The following is a 26,541-nucleotide window of genomic DNA, read 5'->3' as shown; positions in this document are numbered from 1 at the left end:
GTCGATCTAGCCGAGCTTGCTCACCAGTCCGACGACGAGCGGCCCGAGCAGCGGCAGCAGCACGTTGGAAATGGCGTAGGTGATGGTGTAGCCGATGACGGGCGTCGCGTTGCCCGTCACGCCGACGAGCGCGCTGATCGCCGGCGTGCTGCACTGCTGGCCCGCGATCGCGCCGAGCAGCATCGGCACGTCGAGCCTGAGCAGCACGCGCCCGACGAAGAGCGACGCGAGCGCCGGCACGAGCGTGATGACGATGCCCGCCAGCGGCAGCGCGATGCCGAATTCGCGGATCAGCCGCAGCGCGTCCGCGCCCGCCGACAGGCCGACCGCCGCGATGAAGGTGCATAGCCCGAAGTCTTTCAGGATTTGCGCCGCCGCGGACGGCAACGAGCCGATGACCGGATAGCGCGAGCGGATCCAGCCGAACACGAGCCCCGCCAGCAGACAGCCGCCGCCCGTCCCGAGCGACAGGTCGATGCCGCCGACATGCGCCGACAGCCGCCCGATGCCGATGCCCACCAGCACGCCGAGCCCGAGGAACACGAAGTCCGTCTTCTGCGTCGCGCGAACGATGTAGCCGAGCTTCGCCGCGCCGCGCGTCACGTCCTCCTTGCTGCCGACGAGCGTCAGCACGTCGCCGCGCTGGACCTGCGTGCCGGGCAGCGCGGGCACCGTGCTGTCGAGACGCGTCACGGCCGCGACGAACACGCCGCGCCCATCCGCCGGATTCGCGCGGGCGCGCGCCTGCGCAAGCGTGAGCCCGTGCAGCGCGCGGTTCGTGAGCATCACGTCGACCTTTTCGACGAAGTAATCGGAGCCGCCGCCGTTGAACACTTCCTCGCCGATCCACGGAATGGCTTCGACGAGCGCCTCGCGCCGCCCCGCGATCACGATGCGATCGCCCGCCTTCAGCGTCACCGAGGGCTGTCCCTTGATGACGGAGCGGTCGCGCACCACGCGCTGCACGCTGATGTTGTGGCCGAAGCGCTTTTCCAGCTCACCGATGCTGCTGCCGGCCGCGGCCGTCACCTTCAGCTCGCGCCCGGCGAGCGGCATGATGGCGGGCGTCTGCCCTTCGGCGAGCGCGCCGTCGCCGCCGAGCTTGCGCCAGACGCGCTCGGCTTCGTCGCGCAGGTTCACGCGCAGAATGAGCGGCGCGAACTGGCTCGCGAAAAGCACGATCGTCACGAGCCCGAAGAGATAGCTGACGCTGTACGCGGTGACGATATTCGCCTGAAGGCGCGCAGTCTCGGCCGCGGACAAGCCGAGCCGCGCGACCGCCTCGGACGCCGTGCCGATCACCGCCGATTCCGTCGCGCCGCCCGCGAGCAGGCCGGCGGCCGTGCCCGGATCGAGCTTGAGCATCGCCGCGATGCCGAGCACGAGCGCGACCACGACGATGACCTCGACAAGCGAAAGCGCGCCGTACCGCCAGCCGCGCCCGATGTTCGCGAAAAACTGCGGACCGCCCGTAAAACCGAGCGCGAAAATGAACAGCGCGAAGGCAATGTTTTTCAGATCCGGCGATATGCGCGCACCGCTCTGACCGAGAATCAGCGCGACGATCAGCGTGCCGCAGACACCGCCAAGCTGTATGGGACCGAACTTGAACGAGCCGATAAAGAAGCCAATAGCGAGACTCGCGAATAGCGCGATTTCAGGTTGTGCCGCGAGCAGGCGCCATAGCATGAGTCGGTTCGTCCTTTCGGCATTGAGAATATCTCGCCTGGCCGCGCGAATATCGAAATAACGACTGAGGCAAGAAACTCGCCGTTGAAGTCGCATGCGTCGATTAATAAAGTCTTTGCCCGCTTCGCCTCCGATCAACTTTAATTACGGAAGCGACGAAAAGCGGCCACTATCCATACTAATTAAGCGCACCCGTATAAAGCAGCCGTCTTATATCGTTTTCCCCGATATTGCGGGTCGCTTGGCCTACGGTCGGGCCGATCTGGTGTTTCTCACCCGAAATACACACAGCATCGGTATGGAATAGCGACATACGACACAATCGCGACCAATTTGCCCCCGGTCGGAAACTATTTCTTTCCCCTGACCGATTATTCATTCTGATATTGCAACTTCTTCATTCTGTCAATATTATGCAGAGGTGGTACATCGAAAAGTGGGCGCCAACCGGGGATTTTTCAGCCCATGTCACCGTGGCACAACAGAGAGAGAGGGCATTCAGATGAACCAAATCCATGCTATGCGCGTTTTTGTCCGCGTCGCCGACACAGAGAGTTTCCGGCGCGCCGCGCAGCAACTCGACGTTTCGAATGCGCTCGTTACTCGCGCAATTGCGATGCTTGAAGCGCATCTGAGGACACGCCTTATTAACCGCACCACTCGCAATTTGTCATTGACTGAAGCCGGCACTCGTTACCTGGAAGGATGCCGCGCATTACTCGAAGAACTGGATCATCTGGAATCGGCGGTGACGCATACCGAAGGAGAGCCGAGCGGAACGCTTCGCGTGGTTGCATCGAGCGCGCTTTCTCTTCTTACTTTGACGCCGCTCATCGACGGCTTTCGCAAGCTGTATCCGAAAGTCAACGTGCGCCTGACACTTGCGGAGCGTCACGTCGATCTTGTCGAGGACGGATACGACGTCGGTATCGTCGCGGCGTTCATGGTGTCGAGCACGGCGCTGGTCGAACGGCCCATCGGCGTGAGCGCGCTCATTCCCGTTGCCACGCCCGCATTCCTGGCCGAGCACGGCATGCCCGCCTCGCCGGCCGACCTGCAAGGGATGCCGTGCGTGGCGCTGCCCAATGAAATCCGCAGTTCGTCTTGGCACTTCAGGCATCGCCTGGGCTCGTCGGAACAGGTGACGCTCTCGGCGGTCTATTCGGTCAACAGCGCGTTGATGGTCCGTCTCGCCACGCTGCGCGGCATGGGCTTCTCGATCCTGCCGGAAGGCATCGTCGCGGGCGACCTCGCCGACGGCACGCTCGTGCGCCTTCTGCCGGACTATTCGGTCGACGACCCCGAAATGAAGCTGTCGATCGTCTATCCGGGGCGGCAGTATCTGCCCGCCAAGACGCGGTTTTTCATCGACTACGCGCTCGAAAGGCTCACGAAGGAAGTGAACGCCGCGAATAACAAGCCGGACGAGATCTATCGGCAGACGCCGGCCGCTTATCAGACCGCCGGCGCAAACGTTGGCCTGACCTCGGGCAGCCCGACGACGCACTGACGCGCAACGCCGGCTCCGGGCATTCCGAGCCGGCGCGCGTTCCCTCAACCTGAACGCAGCCGGCCCGACATGACGACAACGAACACGCGCCCGAACCCGCACTGCCTCATTCTCTTCAGCGCGCGCCCGTACGACGCCGACACCTTCCGCCAGGCCAACGAGGCCTTCGGCATAGAACTCGACTTTCAGGAAGCGCATCTCGATGCGCAGACGGCCGTCCTCGCGCAGGGCTACACGGCCGTGTGCCCTTTCGTGAACGACAGCGTGGACGAAACCGTGCTCGAAAAGCTGCACGCGGGCGGCACGCGCTTGCTCGCGTTGCGCTCGGCGGGCTTCAATCATGTCGATCTGAACGCCGCAAAGCGTCTCGGCATCACGGTGACGCGCGTGCCCGCGTATTCCCCGCATGCGGTGGCGGAACACGCCGTGGGCATGATCCTCACGCTCAATCGCCGGCTGCATCGCGCGGTCGCCCGCACGCGCGACGGCGACTTCTCGCTCACCGGCCTGCTCGGCTTCGATCTGCACGGCAAGACCGTCGGGGTGATCGGCACGGGCATCATCGGGCGCGTGTTCGGCAGCATCATGGCGGGCTTCGGCATGCAAGTGCTCGCCTACGATCCCGGCCCGCCCGCGCAAGACCTGCTCGCGCGCGGCGCGCGCTACGTGCCGCTCGACGAACTGCTCGCGAACTCGGACATCGTGTCGCTGCACTGCCCGCTTCTGCCGTCGACGTATCACCTGATCGACGAACGCGCGCTCGCCAGCATGAAGCGCGGCGCCATGCTCATCAACACCGGGCGCGGCGGGCTCGTGGAAAGCAACGCGCTGATCGGCGCGCTAAAGAGCGGTCAGCTCGGGCATCTCGGGCTCGACGTGTACGAGGAAGAAGGCGGCCTCTTCTTCGAGGACCACTCGGATCACCTGTTGCAGGACGACGTGCTCGCGCGGCTGCTCACGTTTCCGAACGTCATCATCACCGCGCATCAGGCGTTCTTCACGCGCGAGGCGCTCATCGAAATCGCGACGACGACGCTCGGCAACGTCAAAGCGTGGGCGGACGGCGCGCCGCGCAATGTCGTCGACGCGTCGCCTGTTTGATACATCGCTCGAGCATCAAACCTCGCCGTACTCCGCGACTGCATCGCCCGGCGCGGCGCACATCGCGCGCAGCAGATCGGCCTCGCGCTCGTGTACTTCCACCGGCATGCAAAGCGCGCCGGCGTGCGCCATGTACCGCGCGCGATGCTGGCCGTTGCGAAACGCGACGACGCCCTGCCGATGCACGCCGATCAGCCCGAGCAAGCCTTCCGCGCGCCGCACGCTGATGGTCACGTACGGCATTTCGGGCACGCGCGGGTTGTCCGGGTCGAGAAATTCGCGGATGCCGCGCACCTTGCCCGCGTGCCAGTCGTCGACAGCCTTGAGCACGTAGTCGGTGTCGTCGCGGTCGGCGCATTGCAAGAGCCGCTTCACATCCACCAGCACGACCTGATGGCGCGAACCGGGCTCGGCGAACACCCGCTTCAGGCGCACGAAGTCATACTGCGGATGGCTCCTGAGCCTGACAATCCAGACCGCCTCTGCGGCAGTCGACGCAACCATCGTGTCCATATTCGGCTTCATCCAAAACACCAGCGGAAGATCACGTGAGACAAGGCATTGCAACGAGCCTCGCGGCTCGAACCGGCTCCTTCGGTCTCGAACGAAAATAAGACGATGCTGAACAAACCTTTTACACCGTAGTCGCTGTTCGTGAAAGCGCCGTGACGGGCATGTCACGTGCTTTGTTGCCTGCACGACACTTCTCAGGAGCACGACCGAAAAGCCCGTGAACACATCCGCCGATCTCATCGTCGCGCGTCCCGAGGGCCTGTACTGTCCGCCGGGCAACTTCTATATCGACCCGTGGCGGCCCGTCGAGCGCGCCGTCATCACGCACGCCCATGCCGATCACGCGCGCTTCGGCCACGCGCGCTATCTCACGGCCGAAGCGGGCCGCGGCGTGCTGCTCTCGCGGCTGCCGGGCATCGACGTGCAAGGGCTGGCTTACGGCGAACGCATCGACGTGAACGGCGTGCGGGTGTCGCTGCATCCGGCGGGCCATGTGCTCGGCTCGGCGCAGGTGCGCGTGGAGCACGGCGGGCGCGTGTGGGTCGCGTCCGGCGATTACAAGGTCGAGCCCGATCCGACCTGCGCGCCGTTCGAGCCTGTCCGCTGCGATACGTTCATCACGGAATCGACCTTCGGCCTGCCGATCTACCGATGGGAACCGTCGCGCGCCGTGTTCGAAGGCATCGACTCATGGTGGCGGCACAACGCGGCAGAAGGCCGCGCGTCGGTGCTCTTCTGCTATTCGTTCGGCAAGGCGCAGCGGCTCTTGGCGGGCATCGACGCGGGCATCGGCCCGATTTTCTGTCACGGCGCGGTGGAGCCGCTCAATCGCGCGTACCGCGAATCGGGCGTCGCGCTGCCAGAGACGCGGCTCGTCAGCGAAATCGCCGCGCGCGACAAGGCTGCGTTTCAGGGCGCGCTGATCGTCGCGCCGCCGTCCACGCAGGGCAGCACGTGGATGCGCCGCTTCGGCGATTACAGCGATGCCTTCGCCTCCGGCTGGATGCGCCTGCGCGGCACGCGGCGGCGCAAGGGCGTCGATCGCGGCTTCGTGCTGTCGGATCACGCGGACTGGCCCGGCCTGCAAACGGCCATCGGCGCCACGGGCGCAGAACGCGTGATCGTCACGCACGGCCAGATCGAGCCGATGGTGCGGTGGCTGTGCGAGCAAGGGCTCGACGCGGGCGCGTTCAAGACCGAATACGGCGACGACGCCATCGAAGCCGACACGGCCACCGAAACCACGACGGAGACGCCGTCGCAATGAGACGCTTCGCGACGCTCTATGCCGCGCTCGACGCGACGACATCGACCAACGAAAAGCTCGAAGCGCTGATCGCGTACTTCTCCGGCGCGGAACCGGAAGACGCGGCGTGGGCCTCGTACTTTCTCGCGGGCGGCAAGCCGCGCCAGTCGGTGCCGACGCGTCTTCTGATCGAATTTGCACGCGAGCGCGCGGGCTTGCCGGAATGGCTCTTCGAGGAGTCGTATCAGGCGGTCGGCGATCTCGCGGAAACCATCGCGCACGTACTGCCGCCGCCGCAGCGCGAATCCGAGCTGGGCCTCGCGCAATGGATCGAGGATCGCGTGCTGACGCTGCGCGGCGCGAATCCGGTGGAGCTGCGCGAGCGCATGCTCGGCTACTGGGACGAACTCAACTGGAGCGAGCGGTTTCTGCTCACGAAACTGATCGGCGGCGGCTTTCGCGTCGGCGTGGCGCGGCAACTCGTCGTACGCGCGCTCGCGCAGGTCGCGGGCGTGGATCACAAGCGCATCGCGCAACGCATGGTCGGCTGGACCGATTCGCGGCAGGCGCCGAGCGCCGCGCGCTATCTCCGGCTGATCGCGCCGGCGGCCGAGGGCGACGACATCGACACGCCGCATGAGAGCGACGTCGGCTTGCCGTATCCGTTCTTTCTCGCGCATCCGTTGCAGGCCGATCCGGCGACGCTCGGCGCGCCCGCCGACTGGATCGCCGAATGGAAGTGGGACGGCATTCGCGCGCAACTCGTGAAGCGCAGCGGCCGCGTGTGGATCTGGTCGCGCGGCGAGGATCTGCTGACCGAACGCTTTCCGGAACTCGCGTCGCTCGGCGCGGCGCTGCCCGACGGCACGGTGATCGACGGGGAAATTCTTGCGTGGGAGCCGGGCGCGACCATGCCGCTGCCGTTCGCGCGCCTTCAGCCGCGCATCACGCGCAAGTCCCTGACGAAAAAAGTGCTCGCCGACTCGCCCGCCGCGCTGCTCGCCTACGATCTGCTCGAAGCCGACGGACGCGACCTGCGCACCGAACCGCTGCACGCGCGCCGCGCGAAGCTCGATGCGCTCGCGCATACGCTTTCATCGACGCTCGCGGTCGATCTGCTGCGCGTGTCGCCCGTGGTCGAAGCTGCGGACTGGGACGCGCTTGCCGCATTGCGCGACGAGAGCCGGGCGCGCGGCGTCGAAGGGCTGATGTTGAAGGAGCGCGCGTCGATGTACGGCGTCGGCCGCACGAAGGCGTCCGGGACGTGGTGGAAGTGGAAGATCGACCCGTATTCCGTCGATGCCGTGCTCCTCTACGCGCAGCCGGGCCACGGCCGGCGCGCGAGCCTCTACACGGACTTCACCTTCGCGGTCTGGGACGAAGCGGACGGCGTGCGCACGCTGGTGCCGTTCGCGAAAGCGTACTCGGGTCTGACCGACGAGGAGATGCGCCAGGTCGATGCCATCGTGCGCAAGACGACCGTCGAAAAGTTCGGGCCGGTGCGCAGCCTGACGCCGACGCTCGTCTTCGAGATCGGCTTCGAAGGCATTCAAGCGAGCCCGCGCCACAAGTCGGGCATCGCGGTGCGTTTTCCGCGCATGTTGCGATGGCGGACGGATAAAAGCATCGACGATGCGGACACGCTCGACATGCTCAAAGGCTTTCTGAACGAGGCGATGGCATGAGCGCGCGCTGTTCAGGCGACGAGGCGGGGAAGCGCGGAAGGTTGGCGCATGCGACGGCATTGGGCGGCGGGGTTGGCGTTTGTCGTAGGTTTGGCGTTTGGGATTGCGCTCGCGTTCTTGGCGGCTCTCGAATTTGCGGTGGCTCTCGCGTTCCCGGCGGTTTTCGCATTCGCGACGGCTCTTGCGTTCGCGGCGGGCTTGGCGTTCCCGGCGGTTTTCGCATTCGCGACGGCTCTTGCGTTCGTGGCGGGCTTGGCGTTCGCGGCGGGTCTCGCATTCGCGATTGCGCTGGCGTTCGTAGGGGGCTTCGCGTCCGCGACGGCTCCCGCGTTGGCGGCGGTCTTCGCGTTGGCGACGCCTCTCGCATTCCCGGCGGTTTTCGCGTTTGCGGCAGCTCTTGCGTTCGCGGCGGCTCCCACATTTGCGATTGCTCTCGCGTTCCCGACGGCTCCCGCGTTTTCGGCGATCTTCGCGTTTGCGACGGCTCTCGCGTTCGCGATTGCTTTCGCGTTCCCGGCGACCGTCGCGTTTCCGATCGCGTCGACTACGCAAGCGAGGCGGCCGCATGAACCGCGACGATCAACTCTCAACCGAATATGGCGACGAGCAACCGCCCGAACCGGCGGCCCGCGCCAAACGCCGCGCCCCGCGCCCCCGCCGCGTGCCGCGCACGCAGGCCGCGCAAGCCAAGCTCGACGCCGCCGCCGAGCTCTTCCGGCCCGCGCCGTTCGTCTACGACGCGATAGAAGCCGCCAAGCCGATGGACGAGCGCATCGCGCGCTGGTTCGATGCGCGCGGCTGGCAGCCGTTTCCGTTTCAGCGCGAAGTGTGGCGCGAGGTCGAACGCGGCGCGAGCGGGCTGCTGCATGCGACCACCGGCGCGGGCAAGACATGGGCGATCTGGCTCGGCGCATTGACCGCATTCGCCGGCCCGCCAAAGCCGAAGGCGAACCGCAAGCGCCGCTCGATTACGCAGGCCGCAGCCTCAACCGCCGACATCGCCGACATCGACAAAGCGCCGCTCCCCGCCCCGCTCACCGTGCTCTGGATCACGCCGATGCGCGCGCTCGCCGCCGACACCGCCCGCGCCCTGCAAACCGCGGTCAGCGCGCTCGCGGTGCCGTGGACCGTCGGGTTGCGCACGGGCGACACGTCATCGACGGAACGCGCGCGGCAGAACCGCCGCATGCCCTCGGCGCTCGTCACGACGCCCGAAAGCCTCACGCTGATGCTCACCCGCGCGAACGCCCGCGAAGAACTCGCGCACGTGCGGCTCGTCGTGATCGACGAATGGCACGAACTGCTCGGCAACAAGCGCGGCACGCAGACGCAATTGGCGCTCGCGCGCCTCGCGCACTGGCGGGCCGATCTGCAAATCTGGGGCTTGTCCGCGACGCTCGGCAATCTTGCGCTCGCTCACGACGCGCTGCTGCATCCGGTCAGAACGCCGCGCGTCGTCGTGCAGGGCGCGCAGCCGAAGACGCTCGTCGTGGATACGCTGATTCCCGAGACCATCGAACGCTTTCCGTGGGGCGGCCATCTCGGCGTGCGGCAGGTCGGGCCGGTCGCCGATGAAATCGAACATGCGCAAAGCTCGCTCGTCTTCACCAACACGCGCTCGCAGTCCGAGATCTGGTATCGCGCGCTGCTAGATCTGCGGCCGGACTGGGCGGGACTCATCGCGCTGCATCACGGCTCGCTCGACAAGGAAGTGCGCGACTGGGTCGAACTCGGGCTCAAGAACGGACAACTGAAGGCGGTCGTCTGCACGTCGAGTCTCGATCTCGGCGTGGATTTTCTGCCGGTGGATCGCGTGTTTCAGATCGGCTCGCCCAAAGGCGTCGCGCGTCTGATGCAGCGCGCCGGGCGTTCCGGCCACGCGCCGGGCCGCGTGTCGCGCGTGACCATCGTGCCGACACACGCGCTCGAACTGGTCGAAGCGGCGGCGGCGCGCTGGGCCATCGGCGAGCATCGCATCGAGGGGCGCGACATGCCGTTGAAGCCGCTCGACGTGCTCGTGCAGCATCTGGTCACGGTGGCGATCGGCGGCGGATTCAAGGCGGCCGAGATGTTCGACGAAGTGCGCACCGCGTACGCATATCGCGATCTGAGCCAAGCGGAATTCGATTGGGCGCTTGCATTCGTCGAGCGCGGCGGCGCGTCGCTGGCGGCGTATCCGGATTATCACCGCGTCGTTCTAGGCGATGACGGCGTGTATCGCGTGCCGCGCGAAGACCTCGTGCGGCGGCATCGGAACAATGTCGGCACCATCGTCGCGAATGCCACGATCAACGTCGCGTACATGACGGGCGGGCGCATCGGCGCGATGGAGGAATCGTTCATCTCGCGCCTGAAGCCCGGCGACGTCTTCACCTTTGGCGGACGCGCGCTCGAACTCGTGCGCGTGCGCGACATGACCGCTTACGTGAAGCGCGCGACGTCCTCGCGCGGCGCCATGCCGCAATGGGCGGGCAGCAAGATGCCGCTGTCGTCCGAACTGGCGGAAGCCGCGCTCGTGATGCTCGCCCGCGCCAACGACGGCATCTACGACGAGCCGGAGATGCAGGCCGTCAAGCCGCTCCTCGACTTGCAGGCGAAGTGGTCCGCGCTGCCCGGACCGGGCGTGCTGGTCGTGGAGACGGTGCGATCGCGCGAGGGGCATCACTTCTTCTGCTATCCGTTCGCGGGGCGCATGGCGCATATCGGGCTGGGATCGCTGATCGGCTGGCGCGTGGCGCGCGATCAGCCGAGCACGTTCTCCATCTCGATGAACGATTACGGCTTCGAGTTGCTGTCGGCGCGTCCGTTCGACTGGGAAACGCTGATCGCGGAAGGGCTCTTCTCGCCCGACAATCTGGAGCACGACATTCTCGCGAGCCTGAACGCATCGGAGCTTTCGGCGCGGCGCTTTCGCGAGATCGCGCGGGTGTCGGGGCTGATCTATCAGGGCCATCCGGGGCAGCAGAAAAGCGCGCGGCAGTTGCAGGCGTCCAGCGGCCTCTTCTACGAAGTCTTTCGCAAGCACGACAGCGGCAATCTGCTGCTCACGCAAGCCGATCAGGAAGTCATGCTTCAGGAGCTGGAACTGAGCCGGCTGCGTAGCGCGCTCGTGCGGATGAGCGAAAGCCGCCTCGCGCTTACGCATCCGAAGAAGCCGACGCCGTTCGCGTTTCCGCTGATCGTCGGGCGGCTGCGGGAGAAGGTGAGCACGGAGAAGCTCGCGGATCGTGTGGAGCGGATGTTGGCGGAGTTGGAGAAGGCGGCGCAAGCTTGAGCACACGCATGGCGACCGAAGCCCTGACCATCGATGTGAACGGCCACGCGCTCGTGCTCTCCGCCGAGCGCGCCGCGTTCGATCCGCTCGAAAAGAGCCTCTTCATCGCCGACGCGCATTTCGGCAAGGACGCCGTCTTCCGCGCGCGCGGCATTCCGGTGCCGGCCGGCGCCACAGCCGACAACCTGACGCGGCTCGATGCGCTCATCGCCACGCATCGCCCGGAGTCGATCGTCTTTCTCGGCGACTTGCTGCACGCACGCGAATCTCACGCCGACGAAACCCTCGCCGCGCTCGATGCCTGGCGCACGACGCATCGCGCGTTGCGGCTCGTGCTCGTCGAAGGCAATCACGACCGGCATGCGGGCGAGCTGCCGGCGCGCTTCGGCGTGGAACTGGTGCAGGAGCCGTATCGGCTCGGGCCGTGGGCGCTCTGTCATCACCCGCAAAGCGTGGACGACGGCTACGCGCTCGCCGGTCACGAGCATCCGGTGTATCGGCTGTCGACGCGCATCGACAGCGTGCGGCTGCCGTGCTTTCGCTTCGGCCGGCGCGCGGGCGTGCTGCCGGCGTTCGGCGCGTTCACCGGCGGCTTCGAAGTCAACGACGCCGTGCGCCGCGCGAACGAAGCCGTCTACGTGGTCGCGGGCGAGCGCGTGTTCGGCGTGCGTCAGTGATACGTTCTGGTCGTTGCCTGCAGCTTCGTGAGCGTGCCGCGTTCCAGCTTGTACCAGCCCGCCGTGGTCTGCATCACGACTTCGTCTCCTTGCCAGAACACGCGCTGCACGGTCATGCGCTTGCCCGCGCGCTGAACCAGCGGCGGATTACGGCGGAAGTCATAGAGTACCGGGCCGGTGTCCGTCTGCATCAAGGCGCGCGTGATGGAACCGTTGCTGCCCGCTTCATCGAAATGCGCGAGACGGCGGGCGTCGAAGCGGTCGAAGGCCTGCGTGCCGAGCATCGCGGCAAAGCCCGATTCGTCGCGCAGGAAGTAGACGGTGCCCGCTTGCGTCGCGACGGGGCCGGCGGCATCGCTTTGGGCGTGCGCGTGCGTGACAAGCAGAACCGCGCAGGCGATGGCCGCGCGCAGGCAGGTTTTCAAAGGCGACATATGTCTTCAGTCAGTGCTGTGTTTTTCCAACACCCGCGCCGCGCAACGATTCGCGCGTGCCGGGTAAGAATGCAGAACGTGGGCCGCGCCGCTGACCCGAATCATGCAGAATCGTGCGCCGCATAAAAGGAACCGCTCATGATCCGGCATTGTCGGCGCGGGGGAATCTCAGGGTTTCTACCAGCACCAAAAATCACCTTTCGGTAGAATTCGAGCCTTCCTTGCGCCTGATTCAGCCCGGCGCGCCATTTTCCCCGCCTTTTGCCATGCCCTTGCCCCTCCTCGCTCTTGCAATTGCCGCTTTCGGCATCGGCACGACCGAATTCGTCATCATGGGCCTCTTGCCCAACGTCGCGCGCGATCTCGCCGTGTCGATTCCCGCTGCCGGCATGCTCGTCTCGGGCTATGCGCTCGGCGTGACCATCGGCGCGCCGATTCTCGCCATCGTCACCGCGAAGATGCCGCGCAAGAAGGCGCTGATGGGCCTGATCGGCGTGTTCATCGTCGGCAATCTGCTGTGCGCGCTCGCGCCCAACTACTGGGTGCTGATGGGCGCGCGCATCGTCACCGCGTTCTGCCACGGCGCGTTCTTCGGCATCGGCTCGGTGGTCGCCGCCGATCTCGTCGCGCCGAACCGCCGCGCGCAAGCCATCGCGCTGATGTTCACCGGCCTCACGCTCGCCAACGTGCTCGGCGTGCCGCTCGGCACCGCGCTCGGTCAGGCGGCCGGCTGGCGCGCGACGTTCTGGGTCGTGACGCTCATCGGCATCGCGGCGGCGGGCGCGCTGGCGGTGTGCCTGCCGAAGCACATCGAGATGCGCGAAACCAGCATCCTGCGCGAATTCAGCGTGCTCAAAAACCCGCAAGTGCTGATGGTGCTCGGCATCAGCGTGCTGGCCTCGGCGAGCCTCTTTTCGGTGTTCACGTATATCACGCCGATCCTCGAAGACGTGACGGGCGTTTCGCCGCACGCGGTCACGTACGTGCTGCTGCTCTTCGGCCTCGGGCTGACGGTGGGCAGCACGCTCGGCGGCAAGCTCGCGGACTGGAAGCTCCTGCGCTCGCTGCTGTCGTTCCTGCTGTCGATCGTGGTGATTCTCACGGTCTTCGCCGCGACGATGCACGAGTCCATCTCGGCGATGATCACCATCTTCCTATGGGGCGTGCTCGCGTTCGCCATCGTGCCGCCGCTGCAGATCCTGATCGTGAACCGCGCGAGCGATGCCCCGAATCTCGCCTCCACGCTCAATCAGGGCGCCTTCAATCTCGGCAACGCGACGGGCGCGTGGCTCGGCGGCTGCGCGATTAGCGCGGGCGCGCCGCTGACCTCGCTGCCGTGGGTGGGCGTCGCGATGGCGTGCGGCGCGTTCGGGCTGACGCTGCTCTCCGCGACGCTCGACAAGCGCGCGCGCCGTCTCGCCATCGGGCAGGCTGCCTGAGTCTCGCTGCGCGCAGTCGATGAGAGGCGTCCTCTCGCGCGACTTCTTCGCGCTGATTTCGAGCGTCGCGGTGGTGGGCCTGGGCCTCGGCGCGACGCTGCCGCTCACCGCGCTCGCGCTGACGCAGGCGGGCCACGGCTCGGACGTCGTCGGCATCATGACGGCGATGCAGGCAGGCGGCGGACTCGTCGTCGCGCCGTTCGCGAGCCGCATCGCGTCGCGATACGGCGCGCGCGGCACGATCATGGGCGCGGTCGTCGTCGCGGCGCTCGCGACCATCGCGATGCAGTTTTCCATCGACCTGTGGCTCTGGGCCGCGCTGCGTTTTGGGTGCGGCGCGGCGCTGATGCTGGTCTTCACCATCGGCGAGGCGTGGGTCGCCGCGCTCGCGGACGATTCCACGCGCGGCCGCGTCGTCGCGCTCTACGCGACGAATTTCACGCTGTTCCAGATGGCCGGGCCGGTGCTCGTCAGCGTGGCGGGCGGCTGGCAGTCGACGCGCTTCGCCCTCTGCGGCGCGATCTTCCTTCTCGCGTTGCCCGCGCTGGCGACGATCCGCGTGTCGCCGCACGCCCTCGGCACGGAAAGCGCCGGACACAGCGACTGGCGGCGCGTGCTGCCGCGCATGCCGGCGCTCGTGATCGGCACGGGCTTCTTCGCGCTATTCGACACGCTCGCGCTTTCGCTGTTGCCGCTCTTCGCGATCTCGCATGGCGTGAGCGCGAATACGGGCGTGCTGTTCGCCTCCGCCATCCTGCTCGGCGACACAACGATGCAGTTCCCGATCGGCTGGCTCGCCGACCGCATCGGGCGCGCGAAGGTGCACATGGGCGCGGGCGTCGTGGTCGTCGCGCTGCTGCCGGCGCTGCCGTGGGCCGTCGCGTATCCGTGGCTCTGCTGGCCGCTCCTCTTCGTGATCGGCGCGGCGGCGGGCAGCGTCTACACGCTCTCGATCGTCGCGTGCGGCGAACGCTTTCGCGGCGCGGCGCTCGTATCGGCGACGGCGATCGTCGGCGCTTCGTGGAGCGTCGCGAGTTTCGGCGGGCCGATCGTCGCGGGCATGCTGATGCGGCGCGCGGGCGCGGACGCGCTGATCGCTGTGCTGTTCGCCGCGGCGCTCGCGTTCGTCGCGGCGGCCGCGTGGGAACGGCGAGCGGCCGCTAGCGTCAGTTGATGCGCGCCTCGCAAATCACAGCGGCAAACCCGCTGGATAAATCAACCCGCTTGGCAACTGAACGCGAATAAAGCCGAGAATGCCGTTGAAGAACAGGTCGCCGTCCGGCAGAAACTCGATCGGCGCGTACATTCCGTTCCCGTAAATGCTGGGGCCGAGAATCGTGCGATGCACGGTTTGCCCGGTATTCCAGTCCAGCCCCGTGATTTCCCATCCGCTATTGTTCGTCCGGTAATAGCCGCTGACGAACACCGTATTCGACGCGATGCTCTTTCCCGGAATCATCGTATTCGACGAGATATCGCCGCGCGCCCAAACCGAAGCCCAGCTATGCGTCGACGGATTCCATTCGAATCGCTCGACGCCCAGCGGCGAATCGAGAATGGGCCCGCGCGCAATCGCATCGGGAATGATGGTGCCTATCGTGTCGCGCAATCCGCCGGGACCAACGTTATTCACGACGAAAGCGCCATAACCATCCACTGCGACGGATTGATCGGACTGGATATATTGCGTATCGGGGGGCAAGCCTGCTGTCACGGGAATCTGTCCCGCGATGCGATTGGTGAATCCTGATGGAATGGCATCTCGCCAGAATGCAACGAGACTCATGCGCTTGAGGCCGTCTGTAATGACGACGAGTTTGTCCGGATCGCTGCCGAATCCCATGAGCGTGGGCGTCGAGCCGGTGCCCGAACCGAATAGCGTGGGATAAGTGTCACCCGTCGGATACGGCGATTCCCACGCGCCGTCAGTCGACTGATTCGACAAGACACTGCCCGTCCAGACGACCTTGTGCATCTTCTTGTCGCTCACGATATAGATACCGTTGTTCTCGTCGATGGCCAGCGAATTGGAGATGGTTTCGTCGCTGCCGAAACGAAGCGTTTGCGGCGTCGAATTGAAATTGCGATCCACGACAGAAACGGAACGCGTTCCCTGCACGACGAGTTTGCCGTCGTAAGTCAGTGACAGCCCCGTGACGGACTCGCCCGACTGGACGAATGCGGATGACGGTATCGAGCGCAAGATGCGCACGCCCAACGCGGGCACGTCCGGCGAAATCAGGCCCACCGCGACGATGCTGCTGACCGCGCCGGAATACAGCACGTTATCCGCATCCACGAGGCTATAAGCCGGACCGAGGGATTGTCCGCCGGTCAAAAGCCCGAGCGACTGAAGCGCGGCCTGAATCTGCTCCACGGTCGTAAAAGGCTGCGTCAATACGGCCGTCAATAGATTCTGCGCAACGACGACGGCTCCCGGATAAACCAGCGTTGCGCCCATTTGCGTCACGGCGTCGTTCGCGACTTTGAGATAAGACACGCCGGTGCTCGATACCGCCCACACATAATCGGGCGAAGTCGATTTGAGCGTGACGAAATTCAGAAATCCATTCGATGCTTGCGGCGTGACGCCGAGCGGTCCATAAGCGGTTCGCGTGCCGGCGGGTATCGCTTGCGTGAAGGCATCGGTTTGCGCGGGATCGAAGTGTGTCATTGCGCCCTTGGGCGCAGATAAATACGGATTCGGTGTTGGATTGCCAGCCATGCCGCTTATCGGCATGAGCGCGGTGCCGACGATAGCCGCAGCCATAATGAGCGCCTTTCTCATGCGGTCGGTTTTCATTTTCTTCCTTATGAGTGTGATTCGACAAGGCATTGCTTTGTATGACCTACGTACTACTAACGAACGCGAAACGATGGCGTTCGATATTCATGCGTTCTTGCTTGCGCATGTTTGGCGTTGAATCACGGCATGGCATTCATACGACGCAGCCGGGTCTATGCCCGGCTGTGCAGATGGCTTCATTGTTGGCTACCGGCCGTGCGTTTTCAAGCACGAATCGGCGTACCGCGCGGCTGTCTTTTTCGATTGATGGAATAGCGTTGCGGGTCTAGGCTACCGTCACTGCCTCACGCTTTTCCCGGCGCACCGCCGCCAGCGCCACCACCAGCAGCGCCGAACAGAACACGGCACCGCCGCCGCGTGAAACAGTTCGACGTTGCTCCATCCGAGCGCGATCATCTGCCCGCCGACGAGCGGCCCGATCACCGATCCCACGCGCCCGATCCCCAGACTCCAGCCGATGCCGGTGGAACGCAGCGTCGTCGGATAGTAATGGCCGGCGAGCGCATTGACGGCAGGCTGGCCGCCGACGATGCAAAAGCCCGCCGCGAATACGGCCACGAAGAGCCACGTCTGAACGTGCGCGACGCCGCCGATCATCCCGACGCAGACCGCCCCGACGAGAAAGCAGCCGAGCAGCACGCGCACGAAGCCGTAGCGCTCGATGAACCAGCCGAGCAGCAAGGTCCCGAGCACGCCGCCCGTCTGCAGCAGCGTGCCGACGAGCACCGCCATGCCCGGCGAATACCCCGCATCGCGCATGACGGTCGGCAGCCAGTTCGAGAGAAAGTACAGGTCGATCAGATTCATGAAGCTGATCGCCCACAAGATCAGCGTGACAGGCGCACGGCCCGAGCGGAAAAGCTCGGCCACCGGCGCGCCCTCGCCGCCTTTTTCCCGGACGATGAGGCGCGTCGTCGAGTCGATGCGGAGCGACGGATCGAACTTCGCCAGCCACGCGCGCGCCCGCGCTTCATGCCCCTTCAGCACGAGAAATTGCAGCGATTCGGGCAGCCCGACGAACATGGCGAGCGCGAGCACGATCGGCACCGCGCCGCCGACCCAGAAGACCGAGCGCCAGCCGAGCGACGGAATCAGCGCCGCGCTCAAAAAGCCGCCGAGCGCCGCGCCGAGCGTGAAGCCGCAGGAGACCAGCATCATGCGCTTGACGCGGTGCTGAGTGCTGGAGAATTCGCCGACCAGCGCCATCGCGTTCGGCATGATGCAGCCGAGCCCGAGGCCGGTCACGAAGCGCAGCGCGGTCAACACCGGCAGGCTGTGCGTGAAGGCGGTCGCGATCATCGTGAGTCCGAAGAAAAGCGTCGCGCCGATCAGCACCGGCCTGCGCCCGATGCGGTCGGCGAGCACGGACAAGCCGAGTGCGCCGAGCAGCATGCCGAAGAGGCTCGCGCTGAACACCGGCCCGAGCGCCGACTTCGGCACGCCCCATTCGGCGATGACGGCCGGCGCGACGTAGTCCATCGCCTGCGCGTCGAAGCCGTCGATCACGAGGCACAGCCCGCACAGCGCGAGCAGCAGGAAATGAAACGTGGGCCGGTGCGCATCGCCGAGCGCGCGCTCGACGTCGATTGTCGTCTTTGTCATGTTCTATTCCTCACGCGAAGGAACGCGCCGGCAGGACGCGCCCCACGCACTCCCCGAAGCCCACGCGATAACCATCGCCCTGACACCAGCCGCGCAGCGTGATCTCGTCGCCGTCCTGAAGGAACGCACGCTCGCCGCCTTCTTCGAGTCGCACGGGCCGCTGGCCATTCCATGTCGCTTCGAGCAAGCTGCCGCACGAGTCGGGCGTCGGCCCGCTGATCGTGCCCGAGCCCAACAGGTCGCCCACGCGCGTGTTGCAGCCCGACACCGTGTGGTGCGCCAACTGCTGCGCCATCGACCAGTACATCAGCCTGAAGTTGGTGCGAGAAAGGGTCGTCGCGGTGGCCGCGCCTTCGGGCCGCAGGTCCACGGACAGTTCGATATCGAAAGCGTGATCGCCCGCATGCCGCAGATACGCGAGCGGCTCTGGCTCCTGCGCGGGCGTCGCGGTGCGGAACGGTTCGAGCGCATCGAGCGTGACGATCCACGGCGAGATGGTCGTCGCAAACGTCTTCGAGTTGAACGGGCCGAGCGGCACGTATTCCCATTGCTGGATGTCGCGCGCGCTCCAATCGTTGAGCAGCACCATGCCGAAGATATGCGCTTCGGCTTCTTCGCACGCTATCGGCTCGCCGAGCGCATTGCCTTGCCCGACGATAAAGCCCGTCTCCAGCTCGATATCCAGCTTGCGGCACGCGCCGAAAATCGGGCGCGGCTCATCCGGCAGCTTCAGTTGGCCGTTGGGCCGGCGCACCGGCGTGCCGCTCACCACGACCGACGACGCGCGTCCGTTATAGGCAATCGGCATCTCGGACCAGTTCGGCAGGAGCGCGTTCTTCGGGTCGCGGAACATGGAACCGACGTTCGTCGCGTGCTCCTTCGACGAATAGAAGTCCGCATAGCCGGGAATCTCGACCGGCAGATGCATCGTCGCGGTCTCGCGCGGCACGAGCGCGCGGCGGCGCAGCGCGGCATCGTCGCGCAGCGTCGGCGTATCGCGCGCGAGCAACGCGGAGAGCGCGACGCGCACCGCGCGCCACGACTCGCGTCCCAGCGCGATGAACGCGTTCAGGCGCGGCTCGCTGAATGTGCCGTTGGCGTCGATCAGCCGCCCGTCTTCCAGCGCCGCCAGATCCACGATCCAGTCGCCGATCGCCACGCCCGCGCGGGGCCGCTCGTTCACCGCGTCGCTGAAGACGCCGAACGGCAGGTTCTGAATCGGAAAGTCGCTCTTGGCATCGTTCGCGGATTCGATCCAGCTTTTGAGCGTCGGGGCGAGCGTCGCCTTTAGCGCATCGTTCATCGTTGCTCCGGGTTGAAGTGTTTCGTGAGGCCCTGCCAGCATTCGTAGTAATGCGCCTGCAATTGCGCGGTTTCGAGCGCGAATTGCGTGGGCTTGATGAGCGTGCGCGTTTCGAACATGAAGGCCATCGTGTCGCCGACTTTCGCGGGCTTCGACGTATCGCTCGCCGATGCCTTCTCGAACGTATCCGCGTCCGGTCCGTGTCCGGACATGCAGTTGTGCAGGCTCGCGCCGCCGGGCACGAAGCCTTCCGCCTTCGCGTCGTAGACGCCGTGCACGAGGCCCATGAATTCGCTTGCGACATTGCGGTGAAACCACGGCGGCCGGAACGTGTCCTCGGCGGCGAGCCAGCGCGGCGGGAAGATCACGAAGTCGATGGAATCGACGCCCGGCGTATCGCTCGGCGATTGCAGCACGAGAAAGATGGACGGATCGGGATGATCGAAGCTGATCGAGCCGATGGTGTTGAAGTGCCGCAGATCGTACTTGTACGGCGCGTAGTTGCCGTGCCACGCGACCACATCCAGCGGCGAATGGCCGATGTCCGCGCGCCACAGCACGCCGTTCAGCTTCGCGACGAGCTCGAAGTCGCCCTCGCGGTCTTCGTAAGCCGCGTGCGGCGTGAGAAAGTCGCGCGGATTCGCAAGGCCGTTCGAGCCGATCGGCCCGAGATCCGGCAGTTGCAGCAGCGCCCCGAAGTTCTCGCAGATGTAGCCGCGCGCTTCGCCATCCGGCAGCGTCACGGCAAAGCGCACGCCGCGCGGAATCACCGCAATCTCGAACGGCGAGATATCGATATGGCCGAACTCCGTCGCAATCGAAAGCCGTCCTTGCTGCGGCACGATCAGCAGTTCGCCGTCGGCGTTGTAGAAGAAGCGGTCGCGCATCGGGCGGTTGGCCGCATACAGATGGATCGCGCAACCGGTCATCGACTCGGCCGCGCCGTTGCCGGCCATCGTCACCCAGCCGTCGATGAAATCCGTCGGCGCGTCGGGCATCGGCAGCGGGTCCCAGCGCAATTGGTTGGGCGGCGTCGGCGGAACATCGGCGAAATTGGCGACGAGCCGCCCGTTGTCCATCACCCGCGTGAACGGCTTGTGAACCGCCGCCGGGCGGATGCGATACAGCCACGAGCGCCGGTTGTTCGCGCGCGGCGCGGTGAACGCGGTGCCGGACAACTGCTCGGCGTACAGGCCGTATGCCGCGCGCTGCGGCGAGTTACGGCCGATAGGCAACGCGCCGGGCAGCGCTTCCGTGGCGAAGTCGTTCGCGAAGCCGGACTGATAGTGCCGGCTCGCATCGGTGTGCGCGTCGAACGGGGGCATCGTCGGATCTCCTCGACAAAGTTTTACGGCATGTTAAACGCATTACGTTTAGTGAAATAGCTCGTATACCCTGATTCGATGCGCCCGGCCGGCATATCAATATGTCAGTTCGGTGCAAGCGGCCATCGCGCGCGCTGATACCATCCAAATAATCAAAAGCGTCCGGTCGGCCCGCACCCGAATCCACATCCATGATCTCCCCGTCCCTGCCGGAACTCGTCGCCCGCGCCGCCGAACATCCGTTTCTCGGCGCGCATATCGTGCTGGCCGGCGACGAGCACGCGCGGCAGGCCATCGCGCGCTATGGCGAACTGACGCTCGCGAGCGCGTATGAGCCGATCTTCGATGTCGGCACGCACAGCTTTCCGCAAACGCTGTCCGCGTCGGCGGAAAGCGCACAACGCTTCGGCGACGAACTCGGCTTGCAGGCGCTTACGTTGATCGAAGGCGACATGCCGCGCGATCCGTTCGCGTACCTCGAAGACGACAACGAACTCGTGACGCTGGACCGTCTATCGCGCGCGCTGCATGCGTTCAATTTCTTCGGCCCGCAGCGGCCCGGCTTGCTGTTCCTGCGCGTGCACGAGCGGCTGTTGAAGAGCGTGAAGTACGACCACGGGCTGGTCTTCTCGTCGGTGCTGCGCAAGTTCGGCATGAATCCGGCGCGCGTGGTGATCGAATTGCCGGCGGCGGCGGTCGCGCACAAGACGTTTCTCGGCTATCTGACCAAGAGCTATCAGCGCTACGGCTTCAAGGTGGCGGGCAATCTGCCCAATGCCGGGCAGATCATGGCGGTATCGGAGATGGCGAGGCTCGATTTCATCAAGATGGATGCGGGGGCGGCGCTGCGCGATTCGGTCGTGAAGCATCTCGTCGCGTATGCGCACCGGCTGAAGATTCCGCTCATCTTCTCGAACGTGTCCGATGAAGCGCAGTTCGACGCGCTTCAACAGTTCGATGTCCACTTCGTGCAGGGACCGGTGTTCGACGCGCATCCGACGCAGATGCGCGAGCCGTGAACGCGCAGGCCGGCGTCAGGCGTCGCGCAGCCGATGCATTGCGTCCTTGAGCGCGGGATAAAGGTCGAGGTACACGCCGAACCGCGCGTCGTACACGCGTTGTCGCGCGGCATCGGGCTTCGCGCGCTCGACGAGCGTGACCCAGCCGCCCTCGGCCGTTTCGCGCGAGATCAGCCCCGCGCCGAGCGCCGCGAGCAGCGCCGCGCCCATCGCGGCTTCCACTTCCTGTTCGATCGACAACACCGGAAAGCCGGTCACGTCCGCGATGATCTGCATCCACAGATCCGAATGCGCCGCGCCGCCGACGACGATCAGCCGGTCATCCAGCGATTGCGCACCGCGCCGCCCCGCCTCCATGTTGTGCCTGAGCGCGAACGCGACGCCCTCCAGCACCGCGCGATACAGGGTGGCGCGCGTATGAAAGAAATTCAGGCCGACGAAGGTGCCGCTCGCGTGCGCGTCCCAAACAGGGCTGCGCTCGCCCATCAGGTACGGCAGGAACACGACGCCGTCCGCGCCCGCCGCCACGTTCGCTGCCGCTTCCTCCAGCAGCCGATGCGGGTCGCCGTGCGGCGTCGCTTTGGCGGCTTCGATTTCGGCCTGACAGAACTGGTCGCGATACCACGCGACACACGCGCCCGCCGTGCTCGCGCCGCCGAACACGTAGAGATCGCGCTTGCCGTTGTAGACGTGCGGCATCGAAACGAGGCCGTGCCGCGCATCGACCGTCTGGTTGACGTAGCCCCAGCACATGCTCGTGCCGATCATCGCGACGTGGTGGCCTGCCTGCGTGACGCCCGCGGCGAACGTCGCGACGGCCGCATCGACGCCGCCCGCGACGACCGGCGTGTTCGCGGCGAGCCCGAGCTTCTCGGCCCATTGCGGCAAAAGCCCGCCGACCACTTCCGACGATTCGACGAGACGCTCGGGCATCATCGAAACGGGGATACCGAGCATCTCCAGTGCTTCATGCGACCACGCGCGCGCGGCGACGTCGTACACGCCGCCGAGATTGCCCGCCGAACTGTGGTCGACGGCGAGTTCGCCCGTGAGCCGCTGGATCACGAAGGCGTTGGGCGGCAGCAAATAGCGCGTCTTGTGCCAGACATCCGGGCGATGCTCGCGCAGCCACAGCATCTTCGTGAAGCCGTAGTAGCTGTCCACGCCGTTGCCGGTGATCGCTTCGAGGCGCGGCACGTCCACGTTTTCACGCACCCATTCGACTTCGGCGGTGGCGCGGCGATCCATCCAGATCAGGCACGGATGAAGCGCCTCCATATGCTCATCCACCGGAATGCCCGAGCCGCCGTAGAGGCTGCTCACGCACAGCGCCTTGATCTGCCGCGCGTCGATGCCCTGCGCCTTCGTCTTTTCGACGCATCCGGCGATGCACTCGGTCACCGCATCGAACCAGACGGACGGCCATTGCTCGGCCCAGAGCGGCTTGGGCGTATCCGGATGATAGGCGCTCGAATGCTGCGCGACGATCGCGCCTTCCGTATCCACGACGAGCGCCTTCGTGCTCTGCGTGCCGATGTCGATGCCGATCACATAGTCCATGTCCGTGTCTCGCGTTTATGGTTGTGCTTGCCGTTGCCGCTGCTGGTGCCGTGGATTTCGTCGAAGCCGCATGCACCTTCCGTCAATGCGAGCCGCGTTGACTATCCGGGTATGTCCCAATCCGGCTGGGCGCGTTCGATGGTGCATTGCAACGCGCCCCGCGAAGCTCGCGTGCAAAGCGTGGCGCCGCGATTCACGCCGCACCGCAGCGACGGCGCGCCCGCCGCGCGCCTTGACTTTCGACCGGGCGAATACGATCATTCGACCACCTATCGAGCAAATGCTCACGAACCGTCCGCGCAGAACGGGCGCATCAGCCAATCAGAGGAAGACAAGACATGAGCAGCGTATCCAGCGAAGGCACGGCGAGCGCGAACGTGATCCTGCATATCGGCGCGGGGTCGTTTCATCGCGCGCATCAGGCGTGGTATCTGCACAAGCTGATCGAATCGGGCGATGCGCAATGGTCGCTCGCCGTCGGCAACATTCGCGGCGACATGAACGCCGTGCTCGACGCGCTCGCCGCGCAACACGGCGAGTACACGCTTGAGACGGTCACGCCGCAAGGCGAGCGCGAGTACGAAGTCGTGCGCTCCATCAAGAAGGTCGTGCCGTGGTCGGCGGATCTCGGCGAGCTGATCGCGACCGGCGCCGCGCCCGCCTGCAAGATCGTCTCGTTCACCGTGACCGAAGGCGGCTATTACCTCGACGAGCACGACAAGCTCGACACCGCCAATCCCGACCTCGCCGCCGACCTCAACGGCGCGAAAACGACCATCTACGGCGCGCTCGCGGCGATTCTCGAAGCGCGCATGCAGAACAACGCCGGCAAGGTCTCGCTGCAAAACTGCGACAACCTGCGCAGCAACGGCGACCGCTTCAAGGCCGGCATGCTCGAATTTCTGCAACGGCGCGGGCAAACGGCGCTGCGCGACTGGATGATTGCGAACACGTCGTACCCGAACGCAATGGTCGATCGCATCACGCCGCGCCCCACGCCCGATGTCGCCGAGCGCGTGAAGGCGGCCACCGGCTTCGACGATCGCGCGCCCGTGATGGGCGAGAAGTTCATCCAGTGGGTCATCGAAGATAACTTCTGCGCGGGGCGGCCCGCGTGGGAGAAGGTCGGCGCGGAGATGGTGCAGTCCGTGCATCCGTACGAGGAGGCGAAGATCCGCATTCTCAACGCGAGCCATAGCTGCATCGCGTGGGCGGGCACGCTCGTTGGCCTGCAATACATTCACGAAGGCACGCACGACATGGAGATTCGCGCGCTCGCCGAAGCCTATGTCACCGAAGACGTGATCCCGTGCCTCACGCCGAGCCCGATCGACCTCGCGAAGTATCGCGACGTGGTGCTCGACCGCTTCAGCAATCCGTATATCAAGGACACGAACCAGCGCGTCGCGGCCGACGGCTTCTCGAAGCTGCCCGGCTTCATCGCGCCGACGCTCTCGGAATGCTTCGCGCGCGGCATCGATCCGAACGCCACGGCCATGCTGCCGGCGCTCTTCTTCCGCTTCCTCGAACGCTGGCACGAAGGCAAGCTGCCGTACACGTATCAGGACGGCGTGATGGACCCGGCCGTCGCGCACGGCTTCTTCACGGCGGCCGATCCGATCAAGGCATTCACCGGCGACAAGCTGCTCTGGGGCAGCATGGCGCAGAGCGAAAGCCTCGAACGCGTGATGCGCGCGGCCATCGCGCGCGTCGATGCGTGGCTCGCGAACCGTCCATAAGTTCATCCGCAAGCACCTGAAGCTCCGGTATTGTGCTCATGGCGCGCCGTCGCGCCGGGCGGTAAATTTCACGTTTTCGCCGGACATGCGCTCCGGCAACGACCAAGGGCTCGTTCATGTACTTAGGCATCGACCTCGGCACCTCCGAAGTGAAAGTGCTGCTGCTCGCGAGCGACGGCAGCGTCATCGGCACGGCGGGCACGCCGTTCACCGTCTCGCGTCCGAAGCCGCGCTGGTCGGAACAGAATCCGCTCGACTGGTGGGAAGGCACGCGCGCCGCGCTGTTCCAGTTGCGCGAGAAGTTTCCGTCGGAGTTCGCGCAGGTTCGCGGCATCGGCCTGTCCGGTCAGATGCACGGCGCGGTGCTGCTCGATTCGAGCGATCGCGTGCTGCGTCCCGCGATTCTCTGGAACGACATGCGCAGCGACAAGGAATGCGCCGAACTCTACGAGCGCGCGCCGAACCTGCATGAAATCGCCGGCAATCTCGCGATGCCCGGCTTCACCGCGCCCAAGCTGCTGTGGGTCGCGCACAACGAACCCGCCATCTTCAACCAGACCGCGTGCGTGCTGTTGCCGAAGGACTATCTGCGCATGCATCTGACCGGCACGAAGGTGTCCGATCCTTCGGATGCCGCCGGCACGCTCTGGCTCGACGTCGCGCGCCGCGACTGGTCCGACGAGTTGCTTGCCGCGTGCGGCATGTCGCGTCAGCAGATGCCGTCGCTCGCGGAAGGCAGCGAGCCGTCGGGCACGCTGCGGCCTGAGCTTGCGGCCGAACTTGGCTTGCGCGATGGCGTCGTCGTGGCGGCGGGCGGCGGCGACAACGCCGCGAGCGCGGTCGGCATCGGCGCGACGGAACCGGGCGACGGCTTCCTGTCGCTCGGCACCTCGGGCGTGTTGTGCGTGGTCGGCGACCGCTTCCGGCCGAATCCGGCGTCCGCCGTGCATGCGTTCTGCCACGCGATTCCGGACCGCTGGCATCAGATGAGCGTGGTGTTGTCGGCGGCGAGCTGCCTGCGCTGGGTCTGCAAGCTCACGTCCACCGACGAGCCCACGCTGCTCGCCGAAGTCGAGGCCTTGCCTCCCGACGCGCTCGCGACCGCCCCGCTCTTCCTGCCGTATCTGAGCGGCGAACGCACGCCGCACAACGACCCGTACGCGCAAGGCGTGTTCTTCGGCATGACGCACGCCACCGACCGCGCGCTGCTCGGCTATTCGGTGCTCGAAGGGGTGACGCTCGCGCTCACGGACGGGCTGGATGCGCTGCAATCGGCGGGCACGCAAACGCGCGCATTGTCGATGCTCGGCGGCGGCGCGAGAAGCGCATACTGGGGCCAAATGTTCGCCGATGCCTTCGATACCCCGACCCGCACCCACGGCGGCGGCGAAACCGGCGCGGCGCTGGGCGCGGCGCGCTTAGGCTGGCTGGCGGCGGGCGGCGATCCGTCGGTCGTGCTCGCCAAACCGGCGGTGAAGCAGGAGTTCACGCCGAACGGCGAACGGCATCAGGCCTTGCGTCAGCGGCTGAAGAGCTTCCGCGAGCTGTATCAGCACGTGCGGCCGCTGTTCGATCCGGCGCGCCCACGCCTGGCGTAGCTGACGCACGGCAACCGCCAC

At 65.9% G+C, this 26,541-nt stretch carries 18 protein-coding genes and 1 pseudogene; 11 read left to right on the top strand and 8 right to left on the bottom strand.

Translation table 11 applies throughout. The features are described 5' to 3' along the window. Positions 1–6: 6 nt before the first annotated feature. On the bottom strand, positions 7–1,689 hold the full coding sequence (gene aspT / locus NCR35_RS04065) for an aspartate-alanine antiporter (protein WP_250533215.1): 1,683 nt from the start codon (positions 1,687–1,689) through the stop codon (positions 7–9). A 502-nt stretch (positions 1,690–2,191) separates the two neighbouring features. Between aspT and NCR35_RS04060 the strand changes: the two genes are divergently transcribed. Together NCR35_RS04060 and NCR35_RS04055 are read left to right on the top strand one after the other, a co-directional pair. Next, on the top strand, positions 2,192–3,199 hold the full coding sequence (locus tag NCR35_RS04060) for a LysR family transcriptional regulator (RefSeq protein WP_250533201.1): 1,008 nt from the start codon (positions 2,192–2,194) through the stop codon (positions 3,197–3,199). A gap of 69 nt (positions 3,200–3,268) precedes the next feature. Further along, the gene (locus NCR35_RS04055) at positions 3,269–4,300 is read left to right on the top strand and encodes a 2-hydroxyacid dehydrogenase (RefSeq protein ID WP_250533200.1); all 1,032 of its coding nucleotides are present in this window, start codon (positions 3,269–3,271) and stop codon (positions 4,298–4,300) included. A 15-nt stretch (positions 4,301–4,315) separates the two neighbouring features. On the opposite strand, the gene NCR35_RS04050 is transcribed toward NCR35_RS04055, so the two are convergent. Further along, a complete protein-coding gene (locus NCR35_RS04050) occupies positions 4,316–4,813 on the bottom strand; it encodes a plasmid fertility inhibition factor family protein (protein WP_244848030.1) in 498 nt (165 codons plus the stop codon). Positions 4,814–5,030: 217 nt separating this feature from the next. On the opposite strand from NCR35_RS04050, the gene NCR35_RS04045 reads away from it, so the two are divergent. The 4 genes from NCR35_RS04045 (at position 5,031) to pdeM (ending at position 11,695) form a co-directional block, all read left to right on the top strand. Further along, positions 5,031–6,080: a ligase-associated DNA damage response exonuclease gene (locus NCR35_RS04045; protein WP_250533195.1), complete on the top strand. Its 1,050-nt coding sequence runs from the start codon at positions 5,031–5,033 to the stop codon at positions 6,078–6,080. Beyond that, complete coding sequence (locus NCR35_RS04040) at positions 6,077–7,744, top strand: ATP-dependent DNA ligase (protein ID WP_250533193.1); 1,668 nt, start codon at positions 6,077–6,079, stop codon at positions 7,742–7,744. The genes NCR35_RS04045 and NCR35_RS04040 overlap by 4 nt, the downstream gene beginning before the upstream one ends. Positions 7,745–8,309: 565 nt before the next feature. Continuing rightward, a complete protein-coding gene (locus tag NCR35_RS04035) occupies positions 8,310–11,018 on the top strand; it encodes a ligase-associated DNA damage response DEXH box helicase (RefSeq protein WP_250533192.1) in 2,709 nt (902 codons plus the stop codon). An 8-nt stretch (positions 11,019–11,026) separates the two neighbouring features. After that, positions 11,027–11,695 (top strand): ligase-associated DNA damage response endonuclease PdeM, encoded by a 669-nt coding sequence (gene pdeM / locus NCR35_RS04030; RefSeq protein WP_250533190.1) that lies wholly within the window; start codon positions 11,027–11,029, stop codon positions 11,693–11,695. Here the strand turns inward: pdeM and NCR35_RS04025 are convergent. Next, on the bottom strand, positions 11,689–12,129 hold the full coding sequence (locus tag NCR35_RS04025) for a hypothetical protein (protein WP_250533187.1): 441 nt from the start codon (positions 12,127–12,129) through the stop codon (positions 11,689–11,691). The genes pdeM and NCR35_RS04025 overlap by 7 nt on opposite strands. A gap of 266 nt (positions 12,130–12,395) precedes the next feature. Between NCR35_RS04025 and NCR35_RS04020 the strand changes: the two genes are divergently transcribed. Both NCR35_RS04020 and NCR35_RS04015 read left to right on the top strand, forming a co-directional pair. After that, positions 12,396–13,568 carry an MFS transporter gene (locus NCR35_RS04020; RefSeq protein ID WP_250533186.1) on the top strand — a complete coding sequence of 391 codons (1,173 nt, stop codon included), beginning with the start codon at positions 12,396–12,398 and terminating at the stop codon, positions 13,566–13,568. Between the two features lie 19 nt (positions 13,569–13,587). Beyond that, positions 13,588–14,742: an MFS transporter gene (locus NCR35_RS04015; RefSeq protein ID WP_250533185.1), complete on the top strand. Its 1,155-nt coding sequence runs from the start codon at positions 13,588–13,590 to the stop codon at positions 14,740–14,742. Between the two features lie 15 nt (positions 14,743–14,757). Here the strand turns inward: NCR35_RS04015 and NCR35_RS04010 are convergent, their stop codons facing one another. The 4 genes and pseudogenes from NCR35_RS04010 to hmgA all read right to left on the bottom strand — a co-directional run bounded on the left by NCR35_RS04010 (position 14,758) and on the right by hmgA (position 20,604). Further along, on the bottom strand, positions 14,758–16,371 hold the full coding sequence (locus tag NCR35_RS04010) for a hypothetical protein (protein ID WP_250533184.1): 1,614 nt from the start codon (positions 16,369–16,371) through the stop codon (positions 14,758–14,760). A 268-nt stretch (positions 16,372–16,639) separates the two neighbouring features. Next, a pseudogene (locus tag NCR35_RS04005) lies at positions 16,640–17,976 on the bottom strand (MFS transporter). A 10-nt stretch (positions 17,977–17,986) separates the two neighbouring features. Next, positions 17,987–19,279 carry a fumarylacetoacetase gene (fahA, locus tag NCR35_RS04000; protein WP_250533183.1) on the bottom strand — a complete coding sequence of 431 codons (1,293 nt, stop codon included), beginning with the start codon at positions 19,277–19,279 and terminating at the stop codon, positions 17,987–17,989. Next, positions 19,276–20,604: a homogentisate 1,2-dioxygenase gene (gene hmgA, locus NCR35_RS03995; protein WP_250533182.1), complete on the bottom strand. Its 1,329-nt coding sequence runs from the start codon at positions 20,602–20,604 to the stop codon at positions 19,276–19,278. The genes fahA and hmgA overlap by 4 nt, the downstream gene beginning before the upstream one ends. A 191-nt stretch (positions 20,605–20,795) precedes the next feature. Between hmgA and NCR35_RS03990 the strand changes: the two genes are divergently transcribed. Continuing rightward, complete coding sequence (locus NCR35_RS03990; protein WP_250533181.1) at positions 20,796–21,623, top strand: EAL domain-containing protein; 828 nt, start codon at positions 20,796–20,798, stop codon at positions 21,621–21,623. Between the two features lie 15 nt (positions 21,624–21,638). On the opposite strand, the gene NCR35_RS03985 is transcribed toward NCR35_RS03990, so the two are convergent. Continuing rightward, positions 21,639–23,183 carry an FGGY-family carbohydrate kinase gene (locus NCR35_RS03985; protein WP_250533180.1) on the bottom strand — a complete coding sequence of 515 codons (1,545 nt, stop codon included), beginning with the start codon at positions 23,181–23,183 and terminating at the stop codon, positions 21,639–21,641. Between the two features lie 338 nt (positions 23,184–23,521). On the opposite strand from NCR35_RS03985, the gene dalD reads away from it, so the two are divergent. Together dalD and xylB are read left to right on the top strand one after the other, a co-directional pair. Further along, a complete protein-coding gene (dalD, locus tag NCR35_RS03980; protein WP_250533179.1) occupies positions 23,522–24,922 on the top strand; it encodes a D-arabinitol 4-dehydrogenase in 1,401 nt (466 codons plus the stop codon). A 116-nt stretch (positions 24,923–25,038) separates the two neighbouring features. Continuing rightward, on the top strand, positions 25,039–26,520 hold the full coding sequence (xylB, locus tag NCR35_RS03975) for a xylulokinase (RefSeq protein WP_250533178.1): 1,482 nt from the start codon (positions 25,039–25,041) through the stop codon (positions 26,518–26,520). The last annotated feature ends 21 nt before the right edge of the window (positions 26,521–26,541 follow it).

The organism is Caballeronia sp. AZ10_KS36 (genome assembly GCF_023631105.1).
GTDB lineage: Bacteria > Pseudomonadota > Gammaproteobacteria > Burkholderiales > Burkholderiaceae > Caballeronia.
This window is presented reverse-complemented; position numbering and strand designations above follow the sequence as displayed.

Bases quoted from the DNA above. Each gene is read 5' to 3' on its own strand.
- NCR35_RS04035 (WP_250533192.1), top strand. From the start codon at position 8,310: ATGAACCGCGACGATCAACTCTCAACCGAATATGGCGACGAGCAACCG.
- NCR35_RS03985 (WP_250533180.1), bottom strand. From the start codon at position 23,183: ATGGACTATGTGATCGGCATCGACATCGGCACGCAGAGCACGAAGGCG.
- NCR35_RS04050 (WP_244848030.1), bottom strand. From the start codon at position 4,813: ATGGACACGATGGTTGCGTCGACTGCCGCAGAGGCGGTCTGGATTGTC.
- NCR35_RS04020 (WP_250533186.1), top strand. From the start codon at position 12,396: ATGCCCTTGCCCCTCCTCGCTCTTGCAATTGCCGCTTTCGGCATCGGC.
- NCR35_RS03990 (WP_250533181.1), top strand. From the start codon at position 20,796: ATGATCTCCCCGTCCCTGCCGGAACTCGTCGCCCGCGCCGCCGAACAT.
- NCR35_RS04015 (WP_250533185.1), top strand. From the start codon at position 13,588: ATGAGAGGCGTCCTCTCGCGCGACTTCTTCGCGCTGATTTCGAGCGTC.
- NCR35_RS04055 (WP_250533200.1), top strand. From the start codon at position 3,269: ATGACGACAACGAACACGCGCCCGAACCCGCACTGCCTCATTCTCTTC.
- pdeM (WP_250533190.1), top strand. From the start codon at position 11,027: ATGGCGACCGAAGCCCTGACCATCGATGTGAACGGCCACGCGCTCGTG.
- NCR35_RS04060 (WP_250533201.1), top strand. From the start codon at position 2,192: ATGAACCAAATCCATGCTATGCGCGTTTTTGTCCGCGTCGCCGACACA.
- xylB (WP_250533178.1), top strand. From the start codon at position 25,039: ATGTACTTAGGCATCGACCTCGGCACCTCCGAAGTGAAAGTGCTGCTG.
- NCR35_RS04010 (WP_250533184.1), bottom strand. From the start codon at position 16,371: ATGAAAACCGACCGCATGAGAAAGGCGCTCATTATGGCTGCGGCTATC.
- fahA (WP_250533183.1), bottom strand. From the start codon at position 19,279: ATGAACGATGCGCTAAAGGCGACGCTCGCCCCGACGCTCAAAAGCTGG.
- NCR35_RS04040 (WP_250533193.1), top strand. From the start codon at position 6,077: ATGAGACGCTTCGCGACGCTCTATGCCGCGCTCGACGCGACGACATCG.
- dalD (WP_250533179.1), top strand. From the start codon at position 23,522: ATGAGCAGCGTATCCAGCGAAGGCACGGCGAGCGCGAACGTGATCCTG.
- hmgA (WP_250533182.1), bottom strand. From the start codon at position 20,604: ATGCCCCCGTTCGACGCGCACACCGATGCGAGCCGGCACTATCAGTCC.
- aspT (WP_250533215.1), bottom strand. From the start codon at position 1,689: ATGCTATGGCGCCTGCTCGCGGCACAACCTGAAATCGCGCTATTCGCG.
- NCR35_RS04025 (WP_250533187.1), bottom strand. From the start codon at position 12,129: ATGTCGCCTTTGAAAACCTGCCTGCGCGCGGCCATCGCCTGCGCGGTT.